The sequence below is a fragment of the Phenylobacterium sp. genome, assembly GCF_028290885.1.
GTDB lineage: Bacteria > Pseudomonadota > Alphaproteobacteria > Caulobacterales > Caulobacteraceae > Phenylobacterium.
Window position 1 is genome coordinate 16,741 of the sequence record NZ_JAQGIZ010000303.1, and the last position, 12,884, is coordinate 29,624.

10 protein-coding genes are annotated in these 12,884 nt (G+C 66.7%); 4 read left to right on the plus strand and 6 right to left on the minus strand.

Annotated features, from left to right (window positions below):
* Positions 1-25 precede the first annotated feature (25 nt).
* Positions 26-1,027 (minus strand): NADP-dependent oxidoreductase, encoded by a 1,002-nt coding sequence (locus JWP28_RS19925; protein ID WP_299545597.1) that lies wholly within the window; start codon positions 1,025-1,027, stop codon positions 26-28.
* A gap of 116 nt (positions 1,028-1,143) precedes the next feature.
* Between JWP28_RS19925 and JWP28_RS19930 the strand changes: the two genes are divergently transcribed.
* The gene (locus JWP28_RS19930) at positions 1,144-2,067 is read left to right on the plus strand and encodes a Gfo/Idh/MocA family oxidoreductase (RefSeq protein ID WP_299545598.1); all 924 of its coding nucleotides are present in this window, start codon (positions 1,144-1,146) and stop codon (positions 2,065-2,067) included.
* Between the two features lie 22 nt (positions 2,068-2,089).
* Here the strand turns inward: JWP28_RS19930 and JWP28_RS19935 are convergent, their stop codons facing one another.
* Both JWP28_RS19935 and JWP28_RS19940 read right to left on the minus strand, forming a co-directional pair.
* Positions 2,090-4,147 carry a TonB-dependent receptor gene (locus JWP28_RS19935; RefSeq protein WP_299545599.1) on the minus strand — a complete coding sequence of 686 codons (2,058 nt, stop codon included), beginning with the start codon at positions 4,145-4,147 and terminating at the stop codon, positions 2,090-2,092.
* A 126-nt stretch (positions 4,148-4,273) separates the two neighbouring features.
* Positions 4,274-4,801, minus strand: coding sequence for a TonB-dependent receptor plug domain-containing protein (locus JWP28_RS19940; protein ID WP_299545600.1), 528 nt, complete (start codon positions 4,799-4,801; stop codon positions 4,274-4,276).
* 222 nt (positions 4,802-5,023) lie between these two features.
* Here JWP28_RS19940 and JWP28_RS19945 point away from each other — a divergent pair, with 222 nt between their 5' ends.
* Entirely contained in the window at positions 5,024-5,503 is a 480-nt protein-coding gene (locus tag JWP28_RS19945; RefSeq protein ID WP_299545601.1) for a glutathione peroxidase, read from the plus strand.
* A gap of 109 nt (positions 5,504-5,612) precedes the next feature.
* On the opposite strand, the gene JWP28_RS19950 is transcribed toward JWP28_RS19945, so the two are convergent.
* Positions 5,613-8,381, minus strand: coding sequence for a TonB-dependent receptor (locus JWP28_RS19950; protein WP_299545602.1), 2,769 nt, complete (start codon positions 8,379-8,381; stop codon positions 5,613-5,615).
* Between the two features lie 523 nt (positions 8,382-8,904).
* Here JWP28_RS19950 and ilvD point away from each other — a divergent pair.
* Positions 8,905-10,641 carry a dihydroxy-acid dehydratase gene (gene ilvD / locus JWP28_RS19955; RefSeq protein WP_299545603.1) on the plus strand — a complete coding sequence of 579 codons (1,737 nt, stop codon included), beginning with the start codon at positions 8,905-8,907 and terminating at the stop codon, positions 10,639-10,641.
* A 16-nt stretch (positions 10,642-10,657) separates the two neighbouring features.
* Positions 10,658-11,347 (plus strand): aspartate/glutamate racemase family protein, encoded by a 690-nt coding sequence (locus JWP28_RS19960; protein ID WP_299545604.1) that lies wholly within the window; start codon positions 10,658-10,660, stop codon positions 11,345-11,347.
* Here JWP28_RS19960 and JWP28_RS19965 read toward each other — a convergent pair.
* Positions 11,344-12,036 carry an NnrU family protein gene (locus tag JWP28_RS19965; RefSeq protein WP_299545605.1) on the minus strand — a complete coding sequence of 231 codons (693 nt, stop codon included), beginning with the start codon at positions 12,034-12,036 and terminating at the stop codon, positions 11,344-11,346. The two genes, JWP28_RS19960 and JWP28_RS19965, sit on opposite strands and share 4 nt — an antisense overlap.
* 45 nt (positions 12,037-12,081) lie before the next feature.
* On the minus strand, positions 12,082-12,744 hold the full coding sequence (locus JWP28_RS19970) for a hypothetical protein (RefSeq protein WP_299545606.1): 663 nt from the start codon (positions 12,742-12,744) through the stop codon (positions 12,082-12,084).
* Positions 12,745-12,884: the final 140 nt, after the last annotated feature.

Below are 12,884 nucleotides of genomic sequence, written 5' to 3' on the forward strand. Positions count from 1 at the left end.
TCCCCGGAAAGGGGAGGGAAAAGGCTCAGCCCAGCTTCACCAGCATCTTGCCCAGGTTCTCGCCCTTGAAGAGGCCGATGAAGGCGTCGGGGGCCTTGTGGATGCCTTCGAACACCGTCTCCTTCCAGGTGACCTTGCCTTCGGCCACCCACTCCGAGAGGTCGGCGATATACTGGGGCATCATCGAAAAGTGGTGGGAGACGATGAAGCCTTCCATACGGATGTTGCGGCCGATCAGCTGGGCGAGGTTGGAGGGCCCGGGCTCCGGCTTCGTGGCGTTGTAGATCGAGATCATCCCGCAGATCGCGAAGCGGGCGAACAGCTTGGCGTTGTTGAGCGCCGCCTCCAGGTGCGCGCCGCCGACGTTGTCGAAGTAGACGTCGATGCCGCCGGGCGCGGCGGCCGCCAGCGCGGCGTTGAGGTCCTTCTCCGCCTTGTAGTCGATCACATGGTCGACCCCGATCTCCTTCAGGAAGGCGGCCTTCTCCGCGCCGCCGGCCGAGCCGATGACCGTGTGGCCCTTGGCCTTGGCGATCTGGCAGACCATCGAGCCCACTGCTCCGGCGGCGCCGGAGACGAACACCACGTCACCGTCCTTCAGGGCGGCGATCTTCAGGAGGCCGACATAGGCGGTCAGTCCCGGCATGCCGGCGGCGCCCAGGAAGGCCTGCACCGGCAGGCCGCGCGGATCGAGCTTCTGGACCGCGCTGGCGGGCGCGTTGAAGCCCTCGCGCCAGCCGAGGCTGCACTGCACCAGGTCGCCTTTGTTGAGCGCCGGATCGTTCGAGGTGATCACCTCGCCGATCGCCCCGCCGTCCAGGGCCTTGCCCAGCTGGAAGGGCGGAGCGTAGCTCTTCACGTCGTTCATGCGGCCGCGCATGTAGGGATCGACCGTCATCCACAGATTCCTGACCTGCACCTCGCCGGGCGCCGGCGGCGGCAGTTCGACGCTGGCCAGTTCGAAGTTGTCGTGGGTCGGCAGGCCGGACGGGCGGCTCTTCAGGCGGATCTCGCGGATGGTAGTCATGGCGCTTGGCTCCCTCGGACCCTGTCGGCCCGTTCAAACGCTTGTTTAGCTCGGCCGGGCGGGTGGCGTCGAGGGCGATGACCTGCTAGGCGGCGAGCCCAATCGGAGAGCTATCCATGGGTGAGTCCCTGCGGGGCGGCGTGATCGGCGCAGGCGTGTTCGGCGGCTACCATGCGCGCCAGTACGCCAGGCTGCCCGGCGTGGTGCTCTCGGCGGTGCTCGACACCCATCCCGACCGGGCGGCGGCCGTCGCCATGCCGTGGGGCGGACGCGGCTTCACGGACATGGCTGAGTTCCTGGACGCTGTGGATGTGGTGACCGTGGCCTCGCCCGCGACCTTCCATGCCGAGCAGGCCCTGGCGGCGCTGGCGGCGGGCAAGTCCGTCTATATCGAGAAGCCCATCGCCACGACCGTCGCCGACGGCGAGAGGGTGCGCGCCGCGGCGGCCGCCAAGGGGCTGGTCGTCGCCTGTGGCCACCAGGAGCGGGTGATGTTCCAGGCCATCGGCCTGCTGGACGTGCCCGAGCAGCCGCTGCTGCTGGAGGCCCTGCGCCACGGGCCGCCCTCGGAGCGCAGCCGCGACGTCTCCGCCGTGCTCGACCTGATGGTGCACGACATCGACCTGGCGCTGTCGATCTCAGCGGCCGACGCTGTGACGGCGGAGGGCGAGGGCCGGCTGAGCGACGACGGCGTCTGGGACGTGGCCCGCGCCGAGGTCAGTTTCGAGGACGGCTTCAGCGCGATCTTCGACGTCTCGCGGCAAGCGCCTGAGCGCAAACGGACGATGAAGGTGGTCTACCCCTCCGGCGAGGTGGAAATCGACTTCATGGCCAGGACCTTCCGCAACACCACGCCCTTCATCCTGAACGCTGGTTTCGCCGACACCCCGGCCGGGACCGACCCGCTGGGCGCCAGCGTCGAGGGCTTCCTGAAGGCGGTGCGCGGCGAGGCGCCCCGGCCCGTCGTCACCGCCGACGAGGCCATCCGCGCCCTCGACCTGGCGCTGGCCATCGAGCAGGCCCTCGCGGACCCGGGCTGAGCCCGGGGCCGCGGTCCACGCCCTAGAAGAACCTGTACTGCACTTCGACGCCGTAGGTGCGCGGCGGGGTCACCGAGAAGTTCCTGAACACGCCCTGGATCACGTTCGTGCCGACCCCGGTCGCCGGGTTGTCGATGGTTCCGGCGAACCGGTAGCCCACCGCGCCGGCGTCGTAGCCGATGTCGTCGAGCAGGTTCTTCACGAAGGCGATCACGCGGGTCTTGGAGTTCTTTGAGATCCAGGTCACGCGCGCATCGACCTGCGACCATGAGGGCGCCGCGTTGTAGGGCCGCTGGAACAGGGCCCCGTACTGCACATCGCGCCAGAGGTAGCTCGCCGAGGCCGTCACGTCGCCGATCTCCAGCGGCCAGGTGTAGTTGACGTTGAAGGCGATCTTGTTCTTCGGCGAGTTGGGCAGGGCGTTGCCCTTGAGGTCCTGGAAGCGCTGCAGCCCCCCGCCGGGGATGCCGATCGTGAAGATGTCGGCGGCGCACCCGATCGCCGGACAGGGCAGGGGCTTGGCGCCAGGCGCAAGCGCCGCCGGATCGGCGATGTCGACGGCGGAGCCCTCGTCAACATGGGCGTCGAGGTAGGAGTAGTTGAACAGGAACTGCAGGTGGTCGATCGGCTGCCAGGTGACCTCGAGTTCAGCTCCTTGGGAGATAGACTTCGGAATGTTGAGGAAGTTGGTCGATGCCTGGGTCAAGCCGCCGGCCGTTGACACCGACTGGATCGGGATCTGCAGGTTTTGGTAGTCGTAGTGGAAGAGTGCGATGTTGGTCTGCAGTGTTTTGCTGAAGTTCTTCTTCAGGCCGATCTCGAAAGCATCCACAGTCTCCTTGTCGGTCCAAGGTTCGAAGCTCAGCACCGTGAAGATGCCGATGTTGAAGCCTCCGGACTTATAGCCGCGACTGTATTTGGCGTAGACATTCGTGTCGTTGTCAGGTTGCCACTCGATCCCCGCGGTGCCGGTCACCGCCTCCCAACTGGCGTCATAGGTACGCGTCGCCAGTCCGGTGGCCGGATCGTAGCTGGTCAGGCTGGTGACGCCGCGCGGCAGCGGGTCGGCCGGCGTTCCGGCGGGCGCCGACACCACGGTCGGCAGCTGCGTCAGATCGACCGCCGGCGTGAACGGGCCAAGCAGCTCCGGCGCGGCGAAGCATGCGGGAACCGCGAAGCACAGGATGCGGACCGACTCGCGACCGTATTTCCGGTCGTGCGAATAGCGAAGGCCGCCGGTGACCTTCCATTCCGGCGTGATCTTCCAGTCGGCCTGGCCGAAGACCGCCCAGGACACGGCGTTGACCTCCGGCCGGTTGTCGAAGCGCCGGAAGTTGGTCTCCGGAGCGCAGGCGCCGAAGGTCCTGGCGCAGAAGAATCCGGGCAGGGCGAACGGCCCGTTCCACTGGGGCTGGGCGGGATTGGTGGTGAATACGGGCTGGCGATAGTTTTGCTTGAAGTAATAGGCGCCGGCGACCCATTGCAGCGGACTGTCGTTGGTGGAGATCAGGTTGATCTCGTGGCTCCAGAAGCCGTTGTATTCGCGGTAGTCGAAGCTCTCCTGCGGATGGATCACCAGGCCGCCGGGCAGGGTGTAGGAGGTGATCGGCGCCGCAATGGTGTTCGGCAGGGTCGCCGGGCCGGTCGGTCCCGACAGCTCGTAGTGATATTTCACCCCGCCGGTGACGTATTTGATGTCGAAGTCCTTGGCGTGCCACGTCCAGTGACTGGCCAGGGTCTCGTAGAGCGGCAGCGTCACCTTGTAGGGAACGGCCCGCGCTATCTTCCAGGGGGTGCTCAACGACGGGTTGACGCAGCCCGTCGGCGACAGGTTGACGACGTTTGTGGTGTTCGGATTGCAGCCGTAGCCTTGGTTGAGCATCGTGGCCGTGGGGCCGTACTCGAAGGTCGGGTAGGGAGCCTGTGTCCAACCGCCGGAACTGCCGCCCGGACCGCCCGCGCCATTGTGCCAGACGCCGCCGGCCACCTTGATCCAGACGTCGAGCTTGTCGTCGAACAGCTTGGCCTGCAACTGGCCCTCGAGGAACCATTCGTTGATGACGTTGCCTTCGCTCGGCATGCCGGGGACGATGTTCTTGGACCAGCCCTGGGCCTGGCGTTCCCAGTCGCCGGCGATGCGGAACTGGACCTTGTCGTTGATCGGGCCGGAGTAGGCGCCCTCGACAATTGCGTGGTCGTAGTTGCCTTAGGTCATCCGAATTTCGCCATAGGGCTGTTCGGTCGGCCGTTTGGAGATCTCGTTGATCGCGCCGCCGATCGCGTTGCGGCCGTAGAGCGTGCCTTGCGGCCCCCGCAGGATCTCCACCCGGTCCAGGAACAGGGTCGAGCGGCCGGCCTGGACGGCGAAGGTCTCGTAGATGCCGTCGTTGTAGTTGGCCACCGAAGCGTCGGCGGAGAGCACGTTGGTCTGACGACCCACGCCTCTCAGCGAGATCCGGTCGGTCGAGCTGTTGTACTCCAGGCCAGGCGTGAAGTTGGTCATGTCCTGGATCGAGTTGATCCCGACAAGCTCGCGTTTAGCGTCGGTGAACGCCGTGACCGCCACCGGCACGTCCTGCAGGCTCTGCTCCCGCTTTTCGGCGGTGATCACGAGTTCCTCGATGGTGTTGGTGGCGGCTGCGGATGTGCCGGTCCGCGGTTGAGCAAAGGCGCTCGTCCCGATTGCACTCGCGAGCAACGCACTGCTCAACATCAAGTGATGCTTGAACTTCATGACGGCCTCCCTGGCATTCCTCTTGGCCCTCTTGGCGCTATTTTTTTCTGCGCTTGAGGCGAAGGCTGTGGTCGGAGGGGGTTGCCGTCAACTCGAATATGACTGTTCGCCGACCGATATAATGCAATTTCGACACAATGTGCTTCCGGCGCCGCGCGAGGGGGTCCTGTTATGGGCGGGCCGGAGGCGCTAGCCTTGCGCCACACATCCGGGAGACCCGCCATGACCGCCAGCGCCTACGACTATTCGTTCGACACCATCGACGGCGCGCCGCTGCCGCTGACCAGCTTCAAGGACAAGGTGGTTCTGGTGGTGAACACCGCCTCGGCCTGCGGGCTGACGCCGCAGTACGACGGGCTGGAGAAGCTCTATTCGGACTACAAGGACAAGGGCCTGGTCGTCCTGGGCGTGCCCTGCAACCAGTTCGCCGGCCAGGAGCCGGGGATCGAGGCCGACATCAAGGCGTTCTGCGAGACCCGCTTCAACGTCGACTTCCCGCTGACCTCGAAGGTCGACGTGAAGGGGGAGACTGCGCACCCGTTCTACAAGTGGGCGGAGGACCAGCTGGGCGAGCCCGCCGTGCCGGTCTGGAATTTCCACAAGATCCTGATCGGCAAGCACGGCGAGGCCATCCGCGCCTTCGGCCCGCGCACCGAACCGGAAGCCCCGGAGATCACCGCCGAGATCGAAAAGGCGCTCTAAGCCGGTCGCGGATGTCGGGCGCAAGCGCCCGCCACGGCCGCGTCGTCGCCCCGAAAGACAAAGGCGCCCCGCCGGAGCGGAGCGCCTTTGCCGAGTTCGGATCTGAACCCTAGAAGCGGTACTGCAGCTCGATGCCGTAGGTGCGCGGCGGCGTGAGCGGATAGGTGACGGCGATGCCTTGAACGATCGGCGTCGGGGCCAACCCGGGCCGGCCCAGGGTGTAGGCCGGCACATAGCCAGCCTGGCGGCTCGCCGTCGCCCCGCCCTCGTAGCCGAGGTCGTCCAGGAGGTTCTTCACGAACGCGACGACCGTGTACTTGTTGTCCTTGTCCTTAAAGACGACCCGCAGGTCGACTTGGTCGTAGGACGGGGACTGATAGTAGGCGCGGTTGAAGATCGAGCCGTACTGCTTGTCCCGCCAGACATAGGTCGCCCCGGTCGTCAAGGAACCCATCGGAACGTCGAAGGTGTAGTTGATGTTGAACGCCACCTTGTTCTTCGGTGCGTTGGGCAGGTTGCCCCCCGACAGGTCCTGACCGCGTGCGAGATTGCCCGTGAAGGCGTCGCAGGGAAGGGTCGGATTGGCCGCGCAGGTTCCTGCGGCCGAAGTCGGCTTGGCGCCGGCCGCGACCGCCGTGGGGTCGGCCGGATCGATGACGCCGGCGCCCCTGGTGATGTGGGCGTCCAGATAGGAATAGTTGAACAGGATCTGGAGGTGATCGATCGGCTGCCAGATCGATTCCAGTTCGAAGCCCTGGGATACCGATTTCGGGACGTTGAAGAATACCGACTGGGCGGTGCCGATGCCGCCGCCGGTCGGCACGATTTGGATCGGCACCTGGGCGTCCGAGTAGTCGTAGTAGAACACCGCCATATTGGTCTGCAGCGTGCGGCCGAAGTCCTTCTTCAGGCCGATCTCGAACGCGTTCACGTGCTCCGGATTGGTCTCGGGGTTGGCGCCGAAGAAGGCGCCGTTGCCGAGGTTGAAGCCACCCGCCTTGTAGCCGCGGCTATAGCGGAAATAGGCCATGGTGCCCGGCTCGGGGTCCCATTGCACGCCGGCGGTTCCGGTCGTGGCCGACCAGTGATCGTCATAGTGGCGTATGGCGAAGCCAGTGGCCGGGTCGATCGTCGTCAGGGACGAGACGCCCTTGGCCACGCCCGGCGCACCCGGCTGCCCGGGCAGGAGTCCGTTCGTCACGATGATCGGGATCTGGGTCAGGTCGACCAGGAAATTCCCCAGGACCTCGGGGGGAAAGCCAGCCGTGAAGCCAGGCGGATTGGTCGGGCTCGCCAAGCAGACCGCCTGATCGAAGCAAGTCAGGCGACCCGACTCGGTGCCGTGCTTGCGGTCGTGGGTGTAACGAATGCCGAGGGTCATCTTCCAGTGTTCGACGAAATTCCAGTCGATCTGGCCGTAAGCCGCCCTGCTCTCGGTCTGGATATCCGGCCGGTCGTCATAGAAGCGGTTCTTGCCGACCGTGTTCGGGCAGACGTTTCCGGTGAAGGCGCAGGTCGCGCCCGTGACGAAGGGCCCGTTGAGCTGCGGCTGGTCGGGCAGCGTGCCGGCCGTCGGCTGCTGATAGCTCTCATCGTAGTAATAGAGGCCGGCCAGCCACTGGAACGGACCGCTGTCGGTCGAGGCCAGGTTGACCTCGTGGCTGATCCAGCTCAGCGCCTCCCGATACTCGGCCGTGAAGCGCGGATCGATCACGGCGCCAGGGCCGCCGGCGAAATTCGGAAGCGTGAACTGCGTGATGTTCGGCGAATCGCCCGGCAGGTTCGCGCTGTAGTTATAGTGCGTGCCGCCGCCGATGTACTTCAGGTCCATGCTGGGGAAGTGATAGGTGAACTCGGTGGCGCCGATCCAGGTGGCGAGCAGCTTGGCCCTTGCGGCCGCGGTGGATGAGAAGCTGCGCGGATCGGTGCTCGCCGGGTTGACGCAGGCCTGCGCCAGCGAGACGCCGCCTGAGGTGGACACCTTGCTGACGCCGGTGTTCGGGAAGCAGGCGTAGCCCGGGTTGATGCGGAATCCGAGGTTGGCGGACTCGTAGGTCGGGAACGGCGTTGGCGAATAGCCGTTGCGCGACCCGGGTCCGCCGCCGTCATTGTGCCATTGCGCCCAGGCCAGTTTCACCCAACCGTCGAAGTTGTCGTTGAATTTGAACTTCAGCTGACCTTCGACATACTGCTGGTCGATGATCCCGCCTTCGTCCGGCTGACCGGGGACGACGTTGTGGAACCAGCCCTCCGTCTGCTTCTCCCAGTTGGCGCCCAGGCGGAATTGAACGCCGGGGATCATTGTCGGACCCGACGTGGCGGCCTCGAGGATGAAGTGGTCGTAGTTCTGGTAGTTGGCGCGGACTTCCGCGTAGAAGTCCTCGGTCGGCCGCTTCGAGATGATGTTGATCGCGCCGCCGATCGAGTTGCGGCCGTAAAGGGTCCCCTGCGGTCCGCGCAGCACTTCCACGCGATCCACGAACAGCGGCGTCTTGCCGGCCTCGACGGTCGAGGAGGTGTAGATGCCGTCCGAATACTGGGCGACGCTGATATCGGCGGCGTGCACGTTCGTCAGCCGGCCGACGCCGCGCAAGGTGTTGCGGTCGTTCGAAGCGTTATACTCGAGGCCCGGCGTGAAGTTGGTCATGTCGGTGATCGTGGTGATCCCGATCAGGTCACGCTTCTCGGAGGTGAAGGCCGAGACGGCCACCGGCACGTCCTGCAGGCTTTGCGCGCGCTTTTCGGCAGTGACGACCAGCTCTTCGATGGTGTTGCTTGCCGCGGCCGTGGCGCTTGGCCTGGTTTGAGCGTGCGCCGTCGTGCCGAGCGCGGCGACCAGTATGGCGCTGGACGCCATTAGGGCGTGTTTCCACTGCATGTGTGAACTGCCTCCCCGCAGCCTTATGAATTTTCGGAAGCGCTATTTTCTGCGCTTGCGGGGGAAGCTGAAGCAGACGTCCGTGGCCGTCAACGTGAATGGGATAAGTGATCAGCGATAACTAAAGACGCCTCACCCGTGTTGGCTTTGGGGACACAGTTTCGAAGAGCGTGGTTTCTCAAAATCTCGGCCGCAGAGTGGCTTTGTGCAGTGCGAGAACTGTGCGAGATCCCCGCACGAACTTTGCATGGTCCTCGATCTCGCCATTCTTGATTGCAGTGTGACCTCGATCATCTTGGCGTACCGGATTTTCGGATTTGGGAAATTGTCCTTATAAAACATTGTTCGTGAACATACGGACTCCTCGGAAACACAATTTCCAGGCAGCAACAGGTTGCGTCCGCGAAGGATTACTCAGCTTTAGGTTGAGTGGCGGCGCACCGCGGAGCGGAGTGCGCGAGGGGCCTTTCGCGCGCTGCGCCGCACGCTTATGGAAGGCTCCTCGACGTAGGAGGCGCTTTGCATGCACCGCAAACCGGACGGAAGCTGGGACAAGACGAGGCTGCCCAGCCGTCATGTGACCGAGGGGCCGTCGCGCGCGCCGCACCGGTCCTACTATTACGCCATGGGCCTCGGCAGCCGCGAGATCGCCCAGCCCTTCGTGGGCGTCGCCTCCTGCTGGAACGAGGCGGCGCCTTGCAACACGGCGCTGATGCGGCAGGCGCACGCGGTCAGCCAGGGGGTCAAGGCCGCCGGCGCGACGCCGCGCGAGTTCGTCACCATCACCGTCACCGACGGGATCGCCATGGGCCACGAGGGCATGCGCTCCTCGCTGGTCAGCCGCGACGTCATCGCCGATTCCGTCGAGCTCACCATGCGCGGGCACAGCTACGACGCCCTGGTGGGCATCGCCGGATGCGACAAGAGTCTGCCCGGGATGATGATGGCCATGCTGCGGCTGAACGTGCCGTCGGTCTTCCTCTATGGCGGATCCATCCTGCCGGGGCGCTGGCGCCACAAGGACGTGACCGTGGTCGACGTCTTCGAGGGCGTCGGCATGCACTCGGCCGGCAAGATGACGCTCGAGGACCTCTGCGACCTGGAACAGCACGCCTGCCCGTCGGACGGCGCCTGCGGCGGCCAGTTCACCGCCAACACCATGGCCTGTGTCTCCGAGGCGATCGGCCTGGCCTTGCCGCTCTCCGCGTCGCTTCCCGCGCCCTATGAGAGCCGCGACGCCTATGCCGTGGCCTCCGGCGAAGCGGTGGTGCGGCTGATCGAGACCCAGCTTAGGCCGCGCGACATCGTCACCCGCAAGTCCTTCGAGAACGCCGCGGTGGTGGTGGCGGCGACCGGCGGGTCGACCAACGGCGGCCTGCACCTGCCGGCCATGGCCCATGAGTGCGGCATCGAATTCACCCTGCGCGACTTCGCCGAGATCGCGGCCCGCACGCCGCACATCGCCGACATGAAGCCCGGCGGCCGCTTCGTGGCCAAGGACATGGGCGAGGCGGGCGGCATGCCCATGCTGCTGAAGACCCTCTTGGAAGGCGGCCACATCCACGGCGACTGCATGACGGTCACCGGCAAGACCATCGCCGAGAACCTGGAAGGCGTGCGCTGGCGCGACGACCAGGACGTGATCCGGCCGGTCGGCAAACCCCTGTCGCCCACCGGCGGCGTGGTCGGCCTCTGGGGATCGCTCGCCCCCGACGGCGCGATCGTCAAGGTGGCCGGCATGCAGTCGCATCGCAGCCACCGAGGGCCTGCGCGGGTCTTCGACGGCGAGGAGGCCTGTTTCGCCGCGGTCGAGGCCGGCGATTACAAGGACGGCGAAGTCCTGGTGATCCGTTACGAGGGCGCCAAGGGCGGGCCGGGCATGCGCGAGATGCTGTCCACCACCGCCGCCCTGTCGGGCCAGGGCCGCGGCGACAAGGTGGCGCTGGTCACCGACGGCCGGTTCTCCGGCGGCACGCGCGGCCTCTGCGTCGGCCACGTGGGGCCCGAAGCCCAGGCGGGCGGCCCGATCGCGCTGGTGAAGGACGGCGACATCATCGCTATCGACGCCGACGCCGGCACCCTGGAGCTGGAGGTCGACCCGATCGAGCTGGAGCATCGGGCGCGCGCCTGGCGGCCGCGGGAGACCAGCTACGGCTCCGGCGCGCTGTGGAAATACGCCCAGATCGTCGGACCGGCGCATCTCGGCGCCGTGACCCACCCCGGCGCGGCGGCCGAGCGCCACGTCTACGCGGACATCTGATGCGCATGGCCTGTCCATGAAGACATTGGGCCTCATCGGCGGCATGAGCGCCGAGAGCACGACGGTCTACTACCAGACGCTGAACCGCCTGGTCCGCGAGCGGCTGGGCGGGCTGCACTCGGCGCAGCTCGTGCTGTGGTCGGTGGACTTCGCCCCGATCGCCGAGCTGCAGGCGAAGGACGACTGGGACGCGACCGGCCGGGAAATGGCGGAGGCGGCGCGGCGTCTCGAGGTGGCGGGCGCGCAGGCGATCCTGATCTGCGCCAACACCATGCATCTCAACGCGCCGCAGGTTGAGGCGGCGGTCAGCACACCCTTGATCCACATCGCCGACGCCACGGCCCAGGCGCTCAAGGCGAAGGGCGTCAGCAACGCCCTGCTGCTCGCCACCCGCTTCACGATGGAAAAGCCGTTCTACCGCGAGCGGCTGGAAGCGGCGGGTCTCGGCGTGCTGACCCCGGACAAGGCCGACCGGGACCGGCTGCACGCCATCATCTACGACGAACTGGTCAAGGGCGTGATCAGCGAGGCCTCCAAGGCCGTGGTGCTGGCCATGATCGAAAAGGGAAGGGCGGCGGGCGCCGACGGGATCATCTTCGGCTGCACCGAGATCGGGCTGCTGCTCGACCCCGCGGAGATGCCGCTGCCGACAGTCGACACCGCTGTGGCCCACTGCGAGGCCGCCGTGGCGTTTGCGCTCGGCTAGGGCAGGGCTCTGACGCCGAACAGGTAGGGGTGCGCCCAGGCGAGCAGGGCCCAGACGGCGACGGCCAGTACGATCCGCCACCAGCCGATCTCGCCGATCTTGAGGCGCTGGCGGCCTTGGACGATGGCGGCGAACGGGACGTTCGAGGTCTGGGCGGCGAAGGCCTCCCACTTGGCGCCCAGCGCGCGGCGGCGCTTGGCGTCGATGCTGGCCGTGCCGACCAGCGCCAGCAGCAGCATCGAGCCGAACAGCACGACGGAGGCCGCGTCGCCGTTCACCAGCAGGTGGCCGGCCGCCCAGATCGCCACGCCCCAGAGGAACGGGTGGCGGGTGATCCGCAGCATGCCGCGCACCGCGTTCGGCCGGTCGAGCGCGCCCTCCTGGCGGACGCTGGCAGGGTTGGGCGTGGTCAGGCCCGGCACGACCAGCAGCGTGGCCAGCAACTGGAGCCCGATCTGCACCTGGCGGGTGATCGGGCTGATGGTCCAATACACGTCGTTCGCCGGCGCCTGGCGGGCCTGGGCGAAGGCGATTATCAGCCAAGCCAGACCGGCGACCGAGGCGATCGCGAAGAAGCCCATGTAGCGCGCGACCCCGATCTGGCCGGTCAAGGCGTCGCGCACGCGAGTGCCCGAGACCAGCAGGTGGATGGCGAGGAAGTAGCTCGCCGCGGCGATCAGGCTCAGCATGGGAGGGCCTCCGAGCGAGCAGTGTGGCTCTATAAATTTACACTGTCAAATTATAGGTTCCTGGTCGTCATCCTCAATGTCCTCGCGATTGAAAATCGGCGCGGGGCGGCCGGGCGGGGGAGGCGGCTGATCGAGCGGCGACGGATCGGCGGCCGGGGTGACGGCCGGCGCCGTGCCTCGCCTGGCGACAGGCTTGCGTAGCAGGGCCTCGATGCGGGCGAGCCAGCGGTTGGCCTCTGCGATGGCCTCACTGGGCGGCAGCTCGTCGCGGCGCCCTTCATCCTCGGGCAGCCAAAGGTCGAGCACGAAGTCCGGATGGGCGGGGTCGTCGAACACCAGGCGAAGGGCGACCCGAGCCTCCGCGTCGAACGCATCGAGCGCCCGGCGCGCCTCGCCGCGGTGCACACGTCCCACGACCTGTTGGTCCACGATCACCTCGGCGCCCATCAGCTCGTCGAGCGCATAGACCAGGCCCCAGGCCCCCTGGTCCCACACCACGGCCATCATGTTCGACGTGAAATCGAAGCCGACGCCGCGCCCGCGTCCGCGCGCCACCAGGAAGCCGTGGACGTCGCCCTTCAGCACCGCCTTCAGGCCGCGCCGCACCCGGCGGCCCTCGTCCATGTACCAGCGCCCGGCGCCGGCCAGCAGGGTGAGGGCGACGCCGGCCACGACCAGCAGGACCAGGAGCCGGGTGAGATCGTCCATGACCTGAAGCTAAGCCCTGAGTCCCCTCAAAGGCGAGGGGCTTAGACGTCGAGCTCGATCACGAACGGTACGTGGTCGGAGGGTTTGTCCCAGCTCCTCACGTCGCGGTGGATGCTGACCCCGGTGAGCAGGTCGGCCGC

Bases quoted from the DNA above. Each gene is read 5' to 3' on its own strand.
- ilvD (WP_299545603.1), top strand. From the start codon at position 8,905: ATGCACCGCAAACCGGACGGAAGCTGGGACAAGACGAGGCTGCCCAGC.
- JWP28_RS19925 (WP_299545597.1), bottom strand. From the start codon at position 1,027: ATGACTACCATCCGCGAGATCCGCCTGAAGAGCCGCCCGTCCGGCCTG.
- JWP28_RS19965 (WP_299545605.1), bottom strand. From the start codon at position 12,036: ATGCTGAGCCTGATCGCCGCGGCGAGCTACTTCCTCGCCATCCACCTG.
- JWP28_RS19950 (WP_299545602.1), bottom strand. From the start codon at position 8,381: ATGCAGTGGAAACACGCCCTAATGGCGTCCAGCGCCATACTGGTCGCC.
- JWP28_RS19930 (WP_299545598.1), top strand. From the start codon at position 1,144: ATGGGTGAGTCCCTGCGGGGCGGCGTGATCGGCGCAGGCGTGTTCGGC.
- JWP28_RS19945 (WP_299545601.1), top strand. From the start codon at position 5,024: ATGACCGCCAGCGCCTACGACTATTCGTTCGACACCATCGACGGCGCG.
- JWP28_RS19940 (WP_299545600.1), bottom strand. From the start codon at position 4,801: ATGAAGTTCAAGCATCACTTGATGTTGAGCAGTGCGTTGCTCGCGAGT.
- JWP28_RS19960 (WP_299545604.1), top strand. From the start codon at position 10,658: ATGAAGACATTGGGCCTCATCGGCGGCATGAGCGCCGAGAGCACGACG.
- JWP28_RS19970 (WP_299545606.1), bottom strand. From the start codon at position 12,744: ATGGACGATCTCACCCGGCTCCTGGTCCTGCTGGTCGTGGCCGGCGTC.
- JWP28_RS19935 (WP_299545599.1), bottom strand. From the start codon at position 4,147: ATGCCGAGCGAAGGCAACGTCATCAACGAATGGTTCCTCGAGGGCCAG.